This is a genomic window from Actinoalloteichus fjordicus, assembly GCF_001941625.1.
GTDB classification, from domain to species: Bacteria; Actinomycetota; Actinomycetes; order Mycobacteriales; family Pseudonocardiaceae; genus Actinoalloteichus_A; species Actinoalloteichus_A fjordicus.
This window is the reverse complement of record NZ_CP016076.1, coordinates 5209006-5225309: the sequence shown is the minus strand read 5'-3', so window position 1 is coordinate 5225309 and position 16304 is coordinate 5209006. Positions and strand designations below refer to the sequence as shown.

Genomic DNA, 16304 nt, shown 5'->3' with positions numbered 1-16304 from the left:
ACCTGGAGGGTTCTCGTCAAACCGGACGACCTAGTCAAGCCAGATCGTCACCGGGCAGGGGCACTCCCGCAGGCCGTAGCCATGATCCGAACGACGCTGCCGAAACGCCAAGGCTGTCATGGATTTTCCGGCGCGGTGCGGATGGTGGATTCGCTGCTGGAAGAGATCGATCTGCGGACGGCCCGGTCGGTGAGCATCTGGGCGAAGCTTGGATCCAGCCCCGAAAACCAGGGAGCGGTCGGCTGGTTCGCGGTTAGCCCGATCTCGCGCCTGGGTGATTTGCAGGTCGACGAGGTAGCGCATGAAGCTCGCGTCGCCGAGGAAGGCGACGACGAACCGCTCGAACTCGCTACTGGCCTGCGGGACTGTGGTGATGACGACGAGTTTGCACCGCTCGCCTGCGAGGCCGCCTGTCGTAGCGTCCAGCGGTGATCAGGTGTTTGAGATGCCCACGTGCGAGGGCGAGACACTGCTTGCCGCACGTTGTGCTGACCTGGCCAACGGCGGGCCAGCGCCAGACCGGAAGCGAGGATCAGTAAGGCCAGCAGGATTGCCCCTGCCAGATGGCAGCTGGGGATCGCCGCGCGTTTCGAGGCCCTGCACGAGATCGGCGGTCATGTGGAGTTGGATCCGCCGAAGACACCCGCGTCGGTGCTGCGTGACTCCCTGCGTGCCCACCGAACCGAACAGGACCACGAGCACGTGTTCACCGGGGCCGACGGGGGTCTGCTGCGCCGGTCGAACTTCCGCGACCGGTTCTGGGTCCCCGCCGTGGCGGGGCTTCCTCGACGGGGATGGGCGCCACTGCTGCCCGGATTCCACTTCCATGATCTACGCCACACACACAAGACGTGGCTCATCGAGGACACCGTCCCGGAGGTTCTGCAACACAAGCGACTCGGACATCGCATGCGCGGCGTCGCAGGCATCTACTCGCATGTGACGCAGGGCATGATCGACCGGATGCTCGACGGACTCCAGCGACGGTGGGAGCGTTCCACGGTGAGCACTACCGAGACCGACTCCCCAGAACACATACCGAGAGCAGAATCACCCCATGATCAGTTGCTCCCACAATGCTCCCACCAACGCAGAAAACCCCGCCGGTGATGAACACCGACGGGGCATCTGACCAGTGCATATAACTGGTGGGCGATACAGGGATTGAACCTGTGACCTCTACCGTGTCAAGGTAGCGCTCTCCCACTGAGCTAATCGCCCGAGGCGGAGACGGGAATCGAACCCGTGTACAGGGCTTTGCAGGCCCTTGCCTAAGCCACTCGGCCACTCCGCCGAATCCCAGAGCCAGGCCTTGACCCTGAGACGTCGGCCTCGTCAAGGCCGAGTCGAGCGGACGACGGGATTCGAACCCGCGACCCTCACCTTGGCAAGGTGATGCGCTACCACTGCGCCACGTCCGCAGAAGCAAGGCGCTTGATCTCCGAGCCTTTCGGCTTTTCGACCACCGCCGTGCTGTTGGGCAGAACCTTACCCAACGCCGCGTTCCAGGATCAAATCGGGGTCCCGTTTCGCGGCGCCTCCCGTCGTCTTCGCAGCTCAGGACCGGTCGTGCGGCAGGAGCCGAGCAAGCGCGTCGTCGACGTTGACCCACAGGTTCTCGTTGCCCGGCATGACGACGTCGTAGGTCCGGTCCAGGAAGTCGGCGAGTTCCTGTGCGGAGGCCTCGAACATCGCGTGTCCGGAGGGCGAACTGAGTTCGACCACGACCACCTCGGGGTTGTCGACCGCGGGGCGGATGCGAACGTCGCCGTCGCCGACCTCCGCGATGAGGCCGTCGGCCAGCAGATCGCGGGCGAACACCCACTCCACCGAGCCGCCTCGTCCGGTCTGGAAGGCGGCCACGACCGCGTAGGGGTCGCGGGTGTCGTACCTGAGCTCGACGTTGACCGGCACCGCAGGTGTCCTCGGAGCGAGGAGGTCAAACACGGCTCGTGAACAGAGTGTTACGTGATCATTGCGCATTGTCGTCGCCCTTTCCTTCTCCCTACTGGCCATGAAACGTTCGACCACAACAGTTGTGACGCCCAGGCACCCTCGAATGCTTGCCTTTGGGCCAGACATCACCCATACGGGTCAGAACTAATTCGTTGGGCTACCGTCTCGCTGCGCTCCGTGTCCGTTCCCGGTGGGTGGGGCGGCGACCTGAGGGCGATACTCTTCACGGTCCGCTCTGTCGGCGGGACATGAACCGAAACGTACCCGTTGTGCGAACGCTGGGTTGTGAGGGCTCTCGTAGTGGCCGATCCACCAACATCTTCCTCCTGGTCTCGGACCGAGGAGGAGCCGACGACGGCGCCGCAGGCACGGCGCCGACCTACTGATGCCGATCTGGTGGAGCTGGTCACGCAAGGTGACGCCCAGGCGTTCGCTGAGCTGTTCGACCGATACTCCCGGCCCGCCTACTCACTGGCCCGCAGGCTGTGCGTGGATCCGGAGATCGCCGAGGACGTCGTTCAGGAGGCGTTTCTCAATCTGTGGCGCAGGCCACAGGGGTTCCGTGCCGATCGCGGCTCGTTCTCGACCTGGCTGCTGACGCTGGTTCACCATCGCGCCGTCGATGCGGTGCGGCGTGAGAGCGCCGTACGCCGCCGTACGGCTGCCGAAGGCGACGCGGTGGCAGAAGAGGCCGCCGCCGGGCCCGACGTCGACCAGGAGGCGATGGGACGGGTCATCGGGGGCCAGGTTCAGGAGGCGTTGCGTCGTCTTCCCGACGAGCAGCGTCAGGTGATCGCGCTCGCCTATTACGGCGGTTACACCCAGGGCGAGGTGGCCGCGATGACCGGCGTGCCGCTGGGCACGGTGAAATCACGCACCTTCGCCGGGGTGCGAAGACTGCGCGGAATGCTCTCGTCCCTGTTGGGCACCGACGACGACGCTCCGCGACGGAACCGGAAGGGGGGACGGACGTGAGCGAGCGGGAGCAGGACGGGCAGTGTCCGCAGCACGAGACTGCGGTCGGATGGGCGCTGTCCTCGCTGGAAGCCGACGAGGCCACGAGGTTCGCCGAGCATCTGCCCTCCTGCGCGGAGTGTCGCGAGACCGTCGCCGAGACCGAGGAGATCGGCGCTCTGCTCGGCGCGGCAGTGCCGCAGATCGAGCCGCCGAGCGGCCTGCGGGACAGGCTGCTCGCGCAGATCGAGCAGGTCGAACAGGAGGTCGAGCCACGCGGGCAGGCTCCCGTGGTCGCCACGCCTGCCGCCGGGCGACCAGAGGAGTCTGCCGCCTCGGATCGGGCGGGCAGGGTGGCCGGGGCCGAGGTTCGGCCGCCGGGCAGTCCCGGCGAGCGAGCCAGGCGACCCGGCGGAACCCGACGGCCGGGGCGGCGAGGGCGGGTGGTCATGGCCCTGCTCACCACCGCAGTCGCGGTGCTGGCGGCGGTGTCGGCCGGGCTGGGCATTCGGCTCGTCGAGGTGGTTCGACAGCAGGATGTGCAGGCGCGGCAGAGTGCGGCGATGGAGACGGCGCTGCGCATGGCCGCGGACCCCGACATGCATCGGGTCGTGTTGCACGATCCCGGTCAGCAGACTGCGGCCGTCCTGTTCGCCACGGGCGCGCACGGCGCCGTGGTGTCCACGGGCCTGCCGCGTAATGACGACGACGAACAGATGTACGTGCTCTGGGCGCTGCAAGGTGACCAGCCGGTCCCCATGGCGGGCTTCGACGTCGGGATCGAGCGGGAACGGGTGCCCGCGCAGACGCTCCGGTGGTCGCACGACATGACCGAGGAGATGGGTTCCGTGACGGCGTTCGCGATCTCGTTGGAGTCCGGGCGGGACATGCCGGACGCCCCGTCGGGCGACATCGTCGCCAGCGGTCCTATGAACGGCTGACCTGGGCGGAAGCGGAGAACGCCCCCCGGTGCGAGACCTCTGTCCCGTGGTGATGTATGGTTTCCTCGCTGCCGGGGGACGCCCCGAAAGCCCAGGGCGATTAGCTCAGGGGGAGAGCGCTTCGTTCACACCGAAGAGGTCACTGGTTCGATCCCAGTATCGCCCACAGAATGTCTTCCCTGGTCAACGGCCCGTCGACGATCCTTGTCGGCGGGCCGTTGCTCGCTGGTGGGAGCAGTATGGGAGTAGGGGTGCCAGCCACGCCTGCGGTGCCGAAGTGGTCAGTGAGGGTTCTGCCCCCATGGTGCTGCCCGCGGGTGTCGAGCGCGGTGACCATGGTGTCGATCACGGGTCGGATGCCCCTTGAGAACAGGCGCCCATGACGCCGCCGAACCTGTCGCCGATCCATTGGTGTCGCAGCACTTCGGGACGGGGTCTCTGCCGTGGAGACACGGTGACCACCGCACTGGCAGGGTTGCTGCTGATGTGCACGGCAATGAGCGAAGGACGCGTCGCGATTCCGGTCGTTCGGCTCGGTATTGCTGACGGATCGTTCCCGCCGGAACCTCGCGTGGAATCCGGCGACCTGTTCATCAGGATCGGCGGGCTCTTGCGTGAACCTGCCGGGATCCGGCTCGACGGTGACGAGAATGAAGCAGGCGTAGCGGTGCGATCCTGAGCGGATCCGGAGGGAATCCGGGGCTGTCAGGCGAGCGGCTCCGGGGCAGTGGCCGGGGACGGTCTCCCTGCGGCAGCCTCAGGACATCCGGTCAGTGATGGAAGCGCGTCGTCTCCTCGAGGGACTCGCGGCCGACAGTGACCGCGTTGATCGCAGCGGCGGGATCGGCGTAGCCGAACGAGACGCCGAACAGCAGCTTCCCGCCAGTGACGCCGAGCGTCTCACGCACCGTGTCGGCGTAGAAGCTCAGCAGTGCCTGGGGACAACTGGACACCCCGTATGCGGTCATGGCCAGCAGCAGCGTCTGCGCGTACATGCCGACATCGGCGGTCAGTCGCGCGTCGCCTGACTCCGGCGCGTACAGCAGCGCGACGTGGGGAGCGTCGTAGAAGCGAAGACTCTGGGCGTCGTAGGCGGCCCGCAGATCATGGGTGTCGCGGCCGATCCCGAGCGCGCTGTACACCGCCGCACCGAACGCCGCCCGTCGGCGGTGGTGCACCGAGGAGTAGATGTCCTCGCTGTAGGGGAAGTCGACCGTCCGCCTGCCTGCCCGATCGGCGGACATGAGCGCCTCGGCGAGGTCGTCTCGTGCGCCGCCGCTGACCACCTCGACCTGCCAGGGCTGCGCGTTGGAGTTCGACGGCGCTGCTCCGGCGAGGGCGAAGACGGCCTCGATCGTCTCGTCCGGAACAGGGTCGGGCAGGAACGCCCTGGTCGCGCGCCGACCCCGGATGAGCTGCTCGGCCGCATCGGGGAGCCCACTCGTCACCGTTGTCACACCTTCTCCTTAGGTACACGGTATCGTTTACCTAAGTGACCATAGTGGACTGACCGTCCTATGTAAACGCTGTCGTATCGTTGGGTTCATGAGTGACGAACCCGTGCGGCGAGCAGGGCGGGGCGGCCGGGAACGCGTGCTCGCCGCTGCGAGCGTCCTGTTCGCGACGCGCGGCATCACCGCGACCACGATGGAGGACGTCGCCGCGAAGGCTCCGGTCTCGAAGCGGACCCTCTACGCGCACTTCCCCACCAAGGAGGACCTCGTCCTGGCGCAACTGGACCACCTCCTGCGGTCCGGGTACACGCTGCTGGAGACCTTGCGGCGAGCCGATGTCCCGCCCCGTGACCGGCTCCTTGCGATGTTCGTCGCGCAGCCCTGGCCGGATGGAACCGTCCGGGGATGCCCCTTCATCCACGCGGCGGTCGAGCACCCCGACCCCGCCGGTCGCGTGCGCGCCCTCGCCCGCGAGCAGAAGCTCGTCATGCTGGCGCTGGTGACGGATCTGGTGGACGAACTCGGCATCGACGAGCCGGAACTGCTCGCCGAGCAGCTCGCCACGCTCGCCGACGGCGTCGCGAGCCGTGCGATGGTGCTCGGCGACCCCGATTACGGCCGCCATGCCTGCGCGGCCGCCGAGACCCTCCTCGAGCACGCACCACGCAGGCTCCCGCGCGACCGGCCGTGACGCGACGTCAGCCGGTGCCCAGCTGGCCGAGGCTTCGCCGGCCCGCTGGTCTCGATCGTGCTGGGGTAGTAGTCGTGGGCGCGGTCGCCAGAACGGCCGCTGCCGAGGCGGCGGCCGGCAGGGCGATCACGACGAAGGGCGTTCAACCGGTCCGGAGGAACGGGTGCGACGTTTCCCGGGTACTCCGTGAGCGCAGGCAGGGGCCGGGTTTGCTCTGCGCGGAGCGCGTGGCAGTCCAGCGTGAACGGCGTCCCGGCTCGGCGGTGCGGCAGTGTCGTGCGATCGCGGAGATCCGGCACGACCTCGTGCTCACCGGGCTGCCTGCGCCCGCCCGTCTGAGCGTGCACACACCTGGCTGCCGGGGTCGAATCGTCTACAGGTGATCAGCCGATTCCCTCGGCGGCCCTGCTGGTCAGGTGGTGGGCGATGCCGTCGAGGAGGCGGGCGAGGCCGAACTCCAGCATCCGGTCCACATCCAGTGCGGCATCGAGTGACGTGATCAGGCCTGCCTGCAGCGGGTAGTTCTTCGCGCCGGTCCGCTCCAGGATCGCCGGAACCTCCGTGGTCCGCCATCGATGGGTCAGACCACGGCGGTCCGCCCTGTCGGTGCCTGCCTGGAGCAGGGCAAGACCTTCGACGAGCCCGCTGGCGCTCTGGAAGGCCTGGTGTGCGGTGATCGGGTCCAACCCGGCGTCGACCAACGCCGCGAGGACGCGTTCGACGTCGGCGAGCAGGCCGGGCGGGAGCAGCGGTGGGAAGTCGGTGATGACCCGCAGCAGCCACCGATGGCGGGACAGCAGCCTCCATTCCCGCCGTGTCCATGCTTCCAGTTCGTCGCGCCAGTCTGCCCCGGAGGGATCGACGTCATGCCGTACCGTGCTGCCCTCGCCATGCGCGGCGTCGGCGTCCTCGCGGAACACGGCCTCCACCATCTGCTCGACCAGTTCGTCCTTGCCCCGGACGTGGTGATAGAGCGACATGGTCGCCACGCCCAACTCGGCCGCCACCTGTCGCATGGACAGGGCATCCAGGCCGTGAGTGTCGGCGATCCACACGGCCACCGCGACGATGCGGGGTGTCGACAGGCCGCCGTCGGGATGCGCCTGTTCAGTGTGAGACGTGGTGCGGGCCGCCGTTCCCCGCGTGCCTTCCGCATCGACCTGGTCCGCGGTCGGCTCGGCACGGGTCCTGACGCGGGTTCGGTAGGCCCGGGCCTGACAGGATCGAGAGCAGTAGTGTCGCCGCCGCCCGCGAGCTGCGGGCGTAAACCGTTGTCCGCACTGGACGCATGCCGCCATCGCGTCGCCTCGCATCATTTCGTCACGCTTGCCGCCTGGTCATGAAATCCTATCATGACCATTGATTCGTGATGAAATAAAGCGCAGTCCGTGTGGCGAGTGACGTAATTGCACTGGTAGTGCGAAAGAATTGCGAGTAGGGGTTCTCTGCCGGATAGGGTGCGGGAAACCGTCGTACGACATACGAGAGCGCGAGGGCGACCCATGACCGACCGACACCCGACCAGTGTGCTCATCTCCGGTGGCGGTGTGGCCGGTCCTGCCCTGGCCTTCTGGCTGCGGCGGTACGGCTTCGAGCCGACCATCGTGGAGCGAGCTCCGCGCCCGCGCTCTGGGGGGCAGCGGATCGAGCTGTCCGAGGCAGGCCAGCACGTCCTGCGCCGGATGGGCCTGCTGGACCGGGTACGTGCGGCAGGTGGACCGCAGCCGCAGGCCACCATGTACGTCGGTGCGACCGATCGACCGGTGCGTGTCCCGGCTGTCGGCGTGGGCGCGGCCGACCAGTCTCCCCGCAGTGATCGGCTGGCCGTCAGTCGGACTCGGCTCGGCGAGATTCTGTACGAAGAAGTCCGTGACCGGATTCCCTACCTCTTCGCCGATTCGATCACCGCGATCCGCCAGCGACCCGCCGGGGTGGAGGTCGATCTGGACAGCGGCGAAACCCGACACGTGGATCTGGTGATCGGTGCCGACGGGCTCTACTCCCAGGTGCGGAGACTGGTGTTCGGCGAGCATGACCGGTTCCTGCACTATCTCGGGGCGGATCAGGCCTATTTCACGATGGACAATCATTTGGGTTGGCGGAATGTCTCCCGCTTCCACGCCTGGCCTTATCGGGGTGCGGCCATCACCACCTTCCCAGGGAACACGGAACTGGAGGGGCTGTTCCTCATCCGCCGCGCCGAGTCGGCGGTGAGCCCCGACCTGAGTCGCGAGGAGCAGTGGGCGCAGGTCGACCGTGTCTTCGCCTGCGACGAGTGGCTGGTGCCGAGCCTGCTGCGGGCAATGCGCTCGTCCGAGGACTTCCGCCTGATGCCGTGCGTGCAGGTCCGGATGGAGTCCTGGCGGGACGGCCGGGTCGCGCTGGCGGGGGACGCCGCGCACTGCCCCGACCCGATGTCCGGGCAGGGGGCCACCTTGGCGCTGGCGGGCGCCTATGTGCTGGCAGGCGAGCTCAAGGCAGCGCGCGGAGACCACGACGTGGCCTTCGCCGCCTACGAACGGAGAATGCGCGAGTTCGTGGTCGGCAGCCAGGAGCTCGGGGAACTGGACATCGCGATGGCGGCACCCCGCGCAGGACGGGCAGGCGTCTGGCTGCGTGAGCAGTCGTTGCGCATGCTGCTTCCGGCGGTGGATCTGGGGCTGCGGCTCAACCTCCAGCCCCGCTGGCTCACGGCCACCGCGCCCATTGCGCTCCCGGACTATTAAGCGGCACGGCAGGCTCTCCCCGGCCACGGAACGGCCGTCCTCGGTCTAGAGCCGAACCGGCGTCGGTCGACGGGCATCCGGCGGCAGGATGATTCCGGCCGTCCCGATGCGCACGTTTCACCGAAGAGGCCGCAGGGAACGCGATGGGCAGGACGCGGAGGTGCGCGAGTGATGCCGTCATACGCGGTGAACAGGGACGACGATGCCGATGGCGGTCGCCGTGCCCGCCTGTCGAAGGAGGCTGACGGGCGTGGTCCATCGCGGGACTCGCCGACACCTGATCGATCGGGCACGCCACCACGACACCGCCGCCGGTCTCGGCGTCGGCGTCGGCACCGTGCGGTCCGCATCCCGGCGGCGTAGCGACGTCTGTCGCGAATCCGTCACCGCCACGGATGTCGTCCATCCAGCGAAAGGATGATCATCGTGCCTCAGCAGTCGTGGAACGACCGGCGGGAACGTCAGTATCGCCACATCAAGGACTCGCAGCGGGAGCGCGGCACGGGAGAGGGCCGCGCCGAGGAGATCGCGGCGCGGACGGTCAACAAGAACCGGGCCCGCTCCGGCGAGTCGCGCACCAGGAGCAAGACCTCGGTGCAGGACATGTCGCCGCAGAAGCGCGGCGGTCAGCGATCCGGGAAGAGGCTGGGGCCGGGCGGGCCCACCAAGGCTCAGCTGTACAACGACGCCAGGAGGCGCGGCATCCGGGGCCGCTCGACGATGAGCAAGGCGGAACTCGGCAGAGCCCTGGGACGGTGACGACGTCCCCGGCCCGGCACGGTCGGGCCGGGACGAGACATGCCGTCGACAAGCCTGCCCGCCGCGACGGAGACGACGGCGGCGTCGCCGTCCCTGGCGGGGCCGGGCAGGCGTGGCCGCTCGAGACACTCGTCGATTCGACGTCTTTCGCAGGCATCCCGGATTTCGTCGTCCGCTCCCGTACGGCGGTGCGCTCGATGTGGCGGTCGTCGAGGCCCGCCGAACGCGAGCCGGGATTCGCCTGTCGCCTCGCTCGACTCCGCCTTCCGTTGACATGCAGCCTTTCGGCTGCCTATCTTCATGCAGTCAGAAGGCTGCATGAAGCGGGCGGGGCGGACGTGGACGAGGTGTTCAAGGCGCTGGCCGATCCCAGTCGCCGTCGGCTCCTGGACAGCCTGAACGAGCGCGGCGGACTGAGCCTCAGTGCGCTGTGCGTCGGATTGACCATGACCAGGCAGTCCGTCAGCAGGCATCTCGAGGTCCTGGCCGCCGCAGGCCTGGTGACCACGTTGTGGCGAGGCAGGGAGAAGCTGCACTACCTCAACGCCGCGCCGATCAACGCCGTCACCCGGCGCTGGATCAGTCAGTACGACCACGGGCGGCTCCAGGCGCTCGCGGATCTCACGACAGCATTGGAGCGGCCGCCGATGGGCGCGACGGAGTTCGTCTACACCATCTACGTCCAGACCACGCCGGAACGACTCTGGCAGGCGTTGACCGAGCCGGAGTTCACCCGTCGCTACTGGGGTGTCGCCTACGAATCGGACTGGCGGGTGGGATCGCCCGTCAAGGTGCAGATCGTGCCAGGCGAGGAGTTCCGCGATCTCGGCGCGGTGGTCCTGGAGTCCGAGCCCCATCATCGACTGTCCTACACCGACGGGACGCCGCCGCCGGAGCATCTCGATCAGCTCGGCTGGGACGAGCGGCAGCGTGCCGACGCGCTGAAGGAGCCGCAGACCAGGACGACCTTCCTGATCGAGGCGGCCGGACCGACGGTACGGCTCACGCTGATCCACGACGGTTTCGAGTCGGGCAGCGAGAAGCTCGCGGTCTACGCCGAGTCCTGGCCGGAGCTGTTGTCCAGCCTCAAGACCCTGTTGGAGACCGGCGAGGTCCTGCCTGCGTCGAGCGACTGAGCGGGCCTGTTTCGGGCTCGTGGCCCGGTCGGCGCGGTGGACCGACGTCCGTTGCGGGTTGCACTGCGCGCGAGAGGGCTAGGCGCACACCATCGTAGCTACACTTGTGTAGCTACGATGGTGTAGCTATTGTGGCGTCCGTCCATATCGGACACTCCTTGACCTGAGGACGGACACATGTCTGCGAACAACGCCCTGCCCCCGATCCCGGTGCGCGTCGACTGGGATGACGTCACGCGGGTCTCGCGCACCACGTTGACCACGCATGCCTGGGCCGCGCCGCCCCTGCGCCGCAGCTCGCCGATCAGCGAACGTGCCTTCGCGGCGCTGCGGGACCTTCGAGCGGACAAGGCCCGGTTCCTGTCGTTCTGGACCCATCCGCACCTCGGCGTGCCCGCGCTGCATGCACCGACCGAGACCGGCACGTCCTGGGACTTCGCCCACCTCGATCCCCTGCTGGCCGACTTCATGACCGCCGCAGAAGGCAGGCCCGTGGTGGCGAATCTGGCGGCGATCCCGAGCTGGATGTTCCAGGACTCCGCACCGGAGCTGGGCACCGATCCGGACGCCACGATCTGGGACTACGAGCAGGGCGGCCCGCCGAGGGACGAGTCCCTGACTGAGATCGCCGACTACTTCGAGCGGATCGCCAGGTGGTACATCGACGGCGGCTTCACCGACGAACGCGGCCGCCGTCACGTCTCCGACCACGACTACCGGTTCGCCTACTGGGAGGTGTTATGCGAGCCGGACGTGGGCCACGCCTGGGAGCCCGCCGCCTACACCCGCCTCTACGACCTCGTCGTGCAGCGCCTGCGCGGGCTCGACCCGGACATGCGTTTCGTTGGCCTGTCGCTGAGCCCGATCACCCGCAACGCCGACTACTTCTGGCACTTCCTGGACCCGGCGAATCACGCGCCCGGCATCTCGGTGGACGCCGTCTCCCACCACTTCTATGCCTCTCCCGCCCTGGGCAACGCCGTCGGCACCGAGGGCAACGCTCCGTTCGACACCTGGCCCGCGACCTTCTTCGCCCAGGCCGACGGGTTCCTGGACAAGGTCGAACTCGTGGAGTCGATCAAGCGCAGGCTGAGCCCGCACACCGAGACGCACATCAATGAGATCGGCAGCTTCGCCCCCGACGTGATGGCCGCCGAGCCCGACATCCCCGAGGAGTACTGGGCTCTCGGCGGGGCGGTGATCGCCTATCTGTGGTCCCGGCTGGCGGACCTGGGCATCGAACTGGTGGGCGCCGCGGAGTTCCTCGGCTACCCGACGGTGATCCCCGGCGTCAGCCTCGTCGACTGGAAGACCGGCGAACCCAACGCGCGTTATCGGGTTCTCCAACTGCTCCTGGATCAGTTCGGTCCCGGCGACCGGCTCGTGACGACGAGCGCGGGCAGCGAGCTGGCACCCGAGCCGCCCGTGCACGCTCAGGGCTTCCAGACCGGGAGCGGCCGCCGCATCCTGCTGGTCAACCGTTCGACCGAGTCCGTCACGGTGGACCTCGCCGACGCGGGACGCCCGGAGCGGGTGACCGTCGTGGACACCGGCACGGGAGACGGACCGGCCAGGACCTCCGTGACCGAGGGTTCTGTGGTGGTGCTCGGGCCCTGTGCCACGGCCGTGGTCGCCCTGGCCTGACGTCGGCACGTCGGCCGCGTGTGCCGCCTGTCTCGGCGTCGGGCCGCCCTCCTAGGTTGAGCAGGTACCCCGACCGGTGAGGAGCACGTGACGATGAGTGCCAGGGCCCGTCGCAGCCAGGAGGACATGCTGGCCGCCATCCGCGCCGCCGTCCTGGCGGAGCTCAGCGAGGTCGGGATCGGCCGGATGAGCATGGCGGGCATCGCCCAGCGGTCGGGCACCGCCCGTACCTCGCTGCATCGTCGCTGGTCCAGCCCGACCGAGATTCTGCTGGAGGCGCTGGAGCACAGCTATCCACAGGAGACGGTGTCACCCGGCCTTGACGACCTGCGCGGCGATCTGATCCGAGCACTGGGGTTCCTCGTCGAGTGGCTCGCCACCCCCACCGCGCGGGCCGTGGAGTCGATCGTCGTCGAGCGGGGCCGCCACCCGGAGCTGGCTCGGGCGCTGTACGAGCGGGTGTTCGACCAGAAGGGCGGGCGGTTCACCCGCACCGTGCTGGTGCACTACGCGGAGCACGGGCACCTCGACCCGGCCCGGATCACCGACGTGGTCACCGACATCGGCGAGGCGCTGGTCCTGAAGCACCTCGCCGATGCAGGCAGCCCGCCGGACGAGGCGATGTTGGCGCGCATCGTCGACGAGGCGGTGCTGCCCGCGGTCGGTCATCCGCCTGCCGGGAACAGGTCGTGATCGGGCTTGCGGCGGCCGCTGCCTGTCGGATCGCAGGCGAGGAGGCACTGCCTGCGCCGGGACGGCGACCAGACGCACCCGGCCGTCTCGGTGCCCGAGCGCGGCAGGCATCCGGCGCGATGATCGGCTGGTCGGGATGCGTCCTGACCGAGGGCGGGTAGCCGGGGCGGCGACGGGACCGGGCGACGGGACCGGGCGACGGACCGGAGCCGTTCGCGGTGGGGCGAGGCGACGGCGACCCCCTTCGCCGCCAGGCCGGGCAGGGCGATGCCGTAGCCGCAGCGGGCGGGCATGGCGGGTCGTGACGGCGGCGACGGCGCCCGATCACTCGTCCCGGACGCCGCCGGAATCGTCCGGCTGTCCACTCTGACCTGGAGGGCGGACGGTCCCGGGTTCGGCGCACGTCTCCAGGACCGCCGAGCGGCTCAACGGCGCTGCGGATCGTCGTCGCCGAGCGCATCGAGATAGCCGCCGATCGCGTCCATCGACACCCGGAAACGCGAGGATCGCCGTCGCCGCCGAAAGTGACGCAGCAGTTCCTGGCGGGCGGTTTCGGTCAGCTCGGCGAGGGCGGCCTCGTCCAGCGCCTCCCCGTCGGGCCTGGCGCGGTGACTGCGCAGCGCGCGCACGGCGGGAAGCTCGGCGGCGGAGACCTCCTGATCGAGGTAGTAGCTGGTGCGATCCTCCTGCGTCGTCTCCCAGGCCCGGCGAGTCGCCTCGGGTGGTGACATGGCGGACGGCGGCGGGAGGTAGGCGGGGCCGAGGCTGTCGAGGGCCTTGCGGATCTTGTCCTGCGATTCGCGGACCCGACGCACCGCATCAGCCCTGGTGGGCCTGCGGAATCTGGCGGCGGCTCTGGCTCGGGTGCCCGGCGCCGCGACGGGGCCCACGGCCTGATGCTCGTTGCGGGCTCGCCGGTGCAGGGCCTCGGCCAACTCCTCGATGGAGCGGAAGCCCTCCATCGGCGGGCGGGACCGATTCCAGTCGCCCAGCCGAGAGCGGACGACCCGTTCCAACGGGGTGAGCCTGCGATCGTCGGCCTGCCTGCCACGAGACGAACCCTGGCCCGCATGGCGTTCTCGACGATCCTGTTCGGCCAGCCGATCGGCGGCGGCGCCCGCGCCCATCGGATACGGACGCTGCTCCGAGTTGCGATCCAGCGCGGTCAGGATCGCCCGTGGACACCACAGCGAGTGGTAGTACGGCCGGAGCAGGGCCGTGTAGGCGGCCACCACGGTGGGTGCGGGGGAGGCCTCGCCCAGCGCGGCCAGCACCGTCCGCGTCCCCGCGTGCTGGGTGCGCTCGTCGTCCCGGTGCGGCACCAGGAAGACGTGTCCCAGCAGCGACTCCTCGGACGGCGGCGGCACGGCGCTCATCCCGTCAGTATGGCCGTCGACGACCCGGCGCCGGCCGAAGGTGTGCGGCGGCACGGCGGCGGAATGCAGGATGCGGCTCGCCTGCCGGCGGCGCGGCTCGGCCACTGGAGGTATGGCGCGGCTCGGCCGGCGGCGGTATCGCGCGGCTCAGCCGCGGAACGCACCGCGCGGCTCAGCCGCCGAAGGTGATGCCGCCCTGGATGTCGCGAGCCTGCACGACGTTGCCCTGCACCCGACCCGAGATCTGGTTGACGACCCCGCCGCCGGTCGCGGTGCCCTCGGTGCGGGCGGCCTCCCAGAGCGTCTGCACGCGCCGAGCGAAGGCGGCGTCCTCTTGGGCGGCCCGGTCGATCGTCTCCGCGAGTCGCTCGACGCGCTGGTCGTCCTGCGGGTCGTCGGCGGCCGCCGTCAACGCCGCCGTCGCCTGCGGATCGTCGGCGAAGCGATCTCCGATGGTCTTCGCCAACGCGGCCACGGCGCTGCGTGCTCCGGATGCGAGGAGACCGGAGGCCTGCCGCGCCACCGCTGCGGCGATCGCCACCAGAACCGAGTCCACCATCGTCGTGCTCCTCCCGAACGTCGATCTCTGAGCGTCGGTGATCGTCTCTGCACTCAACGTAGCAGCGTCGTCACCGTCGACGGGACTCGGCGACGGCCGCCGTCATGCCTCGGCTGCCCAGGACGGGTCGGATCGAGACGCTCGGCCGCTCCCACTCGCAGGCAGGCGAGGCCGCTGACGCGGTCGAGGGCTGTCGCGTTGGCCACGAAGGCACGCACCGGACCCGCGGCGCGTGAAAGTCTCACCTCTGCCTGCCTGCCTGCCTGCCTGCCTGCCTGCTGAATCCGGACCGGTCAGGTCCGCCACACCGACGGAGGAGCCGCGCTCGATGACAGCCGACGACGGGGCGCGGGGGGCCGGGGCCGTGCGCCGCCTGCTGCCGACGCTGCGGCTGCTGCTCGGCGGATCGCTCGGTGCCGCCGTCGCCCTGCTGCTTCAGGTGCCCGCAGGCGGCATCTTCGGCGCCGTCGCGGGCAGCGCCCTGGTGAACATCCGCTGGTCCGGCCACCGGCCCGCTCGGTGGCTGAGCCGAGTGGGCCTGCTGTTACTCGGCTGCGTGGCCGGGGCTCGGCTCGACGGCGGCAGCCTGGCCGCCCTGGCGAACCTGGCGCTGCCGGTGCTGATCGGCATCCTCGTCCTGCTGGCGGTCGACGTCGGCCTGGCCCTGCTCCTCTCCCGCCGCTTCGACATCGATCTGCGCACCGGCCTGCTGGCCTGCTCGCCGGGTGGATTCAGCGAGATGGCGGCGGTCGCGACGGAGGTCGGCGCGCGTGCCGAGGTGGTCGTCGCCGTCCACCTCGCACGGATCGCTGCGGTGGTGCTGGTCGTGATGCCGTTGCTGATCTGGTTCTCGGGGCCCGCGTGACGGTCATCGGACTGCTGGCCGCCGCGCTACTCGGCGCACTGCTCGCCAGGCTGGGGCGGGTTCCGCTCTGGCCGCTCATCGGAGCGATCGCCGGGGCAGGCGCGTTCCACGCGATCACCGGCACGCCGGAGAACCTGCCGAGGGCACTGGAGATCGCCGCCCAGGTGGTGGTGGGCACCGTGGTCGGCTCGGCGCTGGGACCATCGCTGATCCGGGTCTTCCGCAGCCTGCTGCTACCCGGCCTGCTCGCCGTGGTGACGATCCTGGGCGTCGGGGTCGGCCTCGGCGCCCTGCTGTCGCACTGGGGCGACGTCGACGAGACCGTCGCGGTGTTCGGCATGGTCCCGGGCGGCGTCGGCGAGCTGGTGGCGGCGACCGCGAGCCTGGGCGGCGACAGCGCCGTGGTCGCGGGCATGCACCTCATCCGGCTGGTGGTGCTGTTGACGGTCCTTCCGCTGCTGATCCGATGGCTGGACCGCAAGGCGGGGGGCGGTGAGGCGGCGCCCGGTGCGGGATCGTGATCACGATGCACGCCGGATCGGTCCTCCCG

18 protein-coding genes and 4 tRNA genes are annotated in these 16304 nt (G+C 69.4%); 14 read left to right on the top strand and 8 right to left on the bottom strand.

Annotated features, from left to right (window positions below):
* Positions 1–81 precede the first annotated feature (81 nt).
* The gene (locus tag UA74_RS22085) at positions 82–432 is read left to right on the top strand and encodes a hypothetical protein (protein ID WP_157434373.1); all 351 of its coding nucleotides are present in this window, start codon (positions 82–84) and stop codon (positions 430–432) included.
* Between the two features lie 192 nt (positions 433–624).
* Positions 625–1110, top strand: a complete 486-nt coding sequence (locus UA74_RS22080; RefSeq protein ID WP_232237368.1) for a tyrosine-type recombinase/integrase — start codon at positions 625–627, stop codon at positions 1108–1110.
* Positions 1111–1146: 36 nt separating this feature from the next.
* On the opposite strand, the gene UA74_RS22075 is transcribed toward UA74_RS22080, so the two are convergent.
* From UA74_RS22075 to UA74_RS22060, 4 genes are all read right to left on the bottom strand, one after another.
* Positions 1147–1221, bottom strand: a tRNA-Val gene (locus UA74_RS22075).
* A 1-nt stretch (position 1222) separates the two neighbouring features.
* Positions 1223–1294 (bottom strand) — tRNA-Cys (locus UA74_RS22070).
* A 55-nt stretch (positions 1295–1349) separates the two neighbouring features.
* A tRNA-Gly gene (locus UA74_RS22065) sits at positions 1350–1421 on the bottom strand.
* 136 nt (positions 1422–1557) lie between these two features.
* A complete protein-coding gene (locus tag UA74_RS22060; RefSeq protein ID WP_075741952.1) occupies positions 1558–1983 on the bottom strand; it encodes an SsgA family sporulation/cell division regulator in 426 nt (141 codons plus the stop codon).
* A 273-nt stretch (positions 1984–2256) separates the two neighbouring features.
* Between UA74_RS22060 and UA74_RS22055 the strand changes: the two genes are divergently transcribed.
* The 4 genes from UA74_RS22055 (at position 2257) to UA74_RS22040 (ending at position 4530) form a co-directional block, all read left to right on the top strand.
* On the top strand, positions 2257–2931 hold the full coding sequence (locus UA74_RS22055) for an RNA polymerase sigma factor (RefSeq protein ID WP_075765350.1): 675 nt from the start codon (positions 2257–2259) through the stop codon (positions 2929–2931).
* Positions 2928–3851, top strand: coding sequence for an anti-sigma factor domain-containing protein (locus UA74_RS22050; protein ID WP_075765348.1), 924 nt, complete (start codon positions 2928–2930; stop codon positions 3849–3851). The genes UA74_RS22055 and UA74_RS22050 overlap by 4 nt, the downstream gene beginning before the upstream one ends.
* Positions 3852–3945: 94 nt before the next feature.
* Positions 3946–4017: transfer RNA gene (locus tag UA74_RS22045), tRNA-Val, on the top strand.
* Positions 4018–4305: 288 nt separating this feature from the next.
* Positions 4306–4530 (top strand): hypothetical protein, encoded by a 225-nt coding sequence (locus UA74_RS22040; protein WP_157442310.1) that lies wholly within the window; start codon positions 4306–4308, stop codon positions 4528–4530.
* Positions 4531–4621: 91 nt separating this feature from the next.
* On the opposite strand, the gene UA74_RS22035 is transcribed toward UA74_RS22040, so the two are convergent.
* Positions 4622–5308, bottom strand: a complete 687-nt coding sequence (locus UA74_RS22035; protein WP_075765344.1) for a nitroreductase — start codon at positions 5306–5308, stop codon at positions 4622–4624.
* 88 nt (positions 5309–5396) lie between these two features.
* On the opposite strand from UA74_RS22035, the gene UA74_RS22030 reads away from it, so the two are divergent.
* On the top strand, positions 5397–5996 hold the full coding sequence (locus UA74_RS22030) for a TetR/AcrR family transcriptional regulator (protein ID WP_075741947.1): 600 nt from the start codon (positions 5397–5399) through the stop codon (positions 5994–5996).
* 383 nt (positions 5997–6379) lie between these two features.
* Here UA74_RS22030 and UA74_RS22020 read toward each other — a convergent pair whose 3' ends face one another.
* Entirely contained in the window at positions 6380–7057 is a 678-nt protein-coding gene (locus UA74_RS22020; protein WP_232237367.1) for a TetR/AcrR family transcriptional regulator, read from the bottom strand.
* Between the two features lie 441 nt (positions 7058–7498).
* Between UA74_RS22020 and UA74_RS22015 the strand changes: the two genes are divergently transcribed.
* The 5 genes from UA74_RS22015 to UA74_RS21990 all read left to right on the top strand — a co-directional run bounded on the left by UA74_RS22015 (position 7499) and on the right by UA74_RS21990 (position 12954).
* Positions 7499–8722, top strand: a complete 1224-nt coding sequence (locus tag UA74_RS22015; RefSeq protein ID WP_075741944.1) for an FAD-dependent monooxygenase — start codon at positions 7499–7501, stop codon at positions 8720–8722.
* Positions 8723–9148: 426 nt separating this feature from the next.
* Positions 9149–9481 (top strand): plasmid stabilization protein, encoded by a 333-nt coding sequence (locus UA74_RS22005; protein ID WP_157434372.1) that lies wholly within the window; start codon positions 9149–9151, stop codon positions 9479–9481.
* A gap of 338 nt (positions 9482–9819) precedes the next feature.
* On the top strand, positions 9820–10617 hold the full coding sequence (locus UA74_RS22000) for an ArsR/SmtB family transcription factor (RefSeq protein ID WP_075744094.1): 798 nt from the start codon (positions 9820–9822) through the stop codon (positions 10615–10617).
* Positions 10618–10794: 177 nt separating this feature from the next.
* On the top strand, positions 10795–12261 hold the full coding sequence (locus UA74_RS21995) for a hypothetical protein (protein WP_075741941.1): 1467 nt from the start codon (positions 10795–10797) through the stop codon (positions 12259–12261).
* Positions 12262–12354: 93 nt separating this feature from the next.
* Positions 12355–12954, top strand: coding sequence for a TetR-like C-terminal domain-containing protein (locus UA74_RS21990; protein WP_075741940.1), 600 nt, complete (start codon positions 12355–12357; stop codon positions 12952–12954).
* Between the two features lie 425 nt (positions 12955–13379).
* On the opposite strand, the gene UA74_RS21980 is transcribed toward UA74_RS21990, so the two are convergent.
* Both UA74_RS21980 and UA74_RS21975 read right to left on the bottom strand, forming a co-directional pair.
* Positions 13380–14330 carry a hypothetical protein gene (locus UA74_RS21980; protein ID WP_157442309.1) on the bottom strand — a complete coding sequence of 317 codons (951 nt, stop codon included), beginning with the start codon at positions 14328–14330 and terminating at the stop codon, positions 13380–13382.
* Between the two features lie 172 nt (positions 14331–14502).
* Positions 14503–14889, bottom strand: a complete 387-nt coding sequence (locus UA74_RS21975; protein ID WP_075744093.1) for a hypothetical protein — start codon at positions 14887–14889, stop codon at positions 14503–14505.
* 328 nt (positions 14890–15217) lie between these two features.
* On the opposite strand from UA74_RS21975, the gene UA74_RS21970 reads away from it, so the two are divergent.
* Both UA74_RS21970 and UA74_RS21965 read left to right on the top strand, forming a co-directional pair.
* Positions 15218–15754 carry an AbrB family transcriptional regulator gene (locus tag UA74_RS21970; RefSeq protein ID WP_075741937.1) on the top strand — a complete coding sequence of 179 codons (537 nt, stop codon included), beginning with the start codon at positions 15218–15220 and terminating at the stop codon, positions 15752–15754.
* A complete protein-coding gene (locus tag UA74_RS21965) occupies positions 15751–16275 on the top strand; it encodes an AbrB family transcriptional regulator (RefSeq protein WP_075741936.1) in 525 nt (174 codons plus the stop codon). The genes UA74_RS21970 and UA74_RS21965 overlap by 4 nt, the downstream gene beginning before the upstream one ends.
* The last annotated feature ends 29 nt before the right edge of the window (positions 16276–16304 follow it).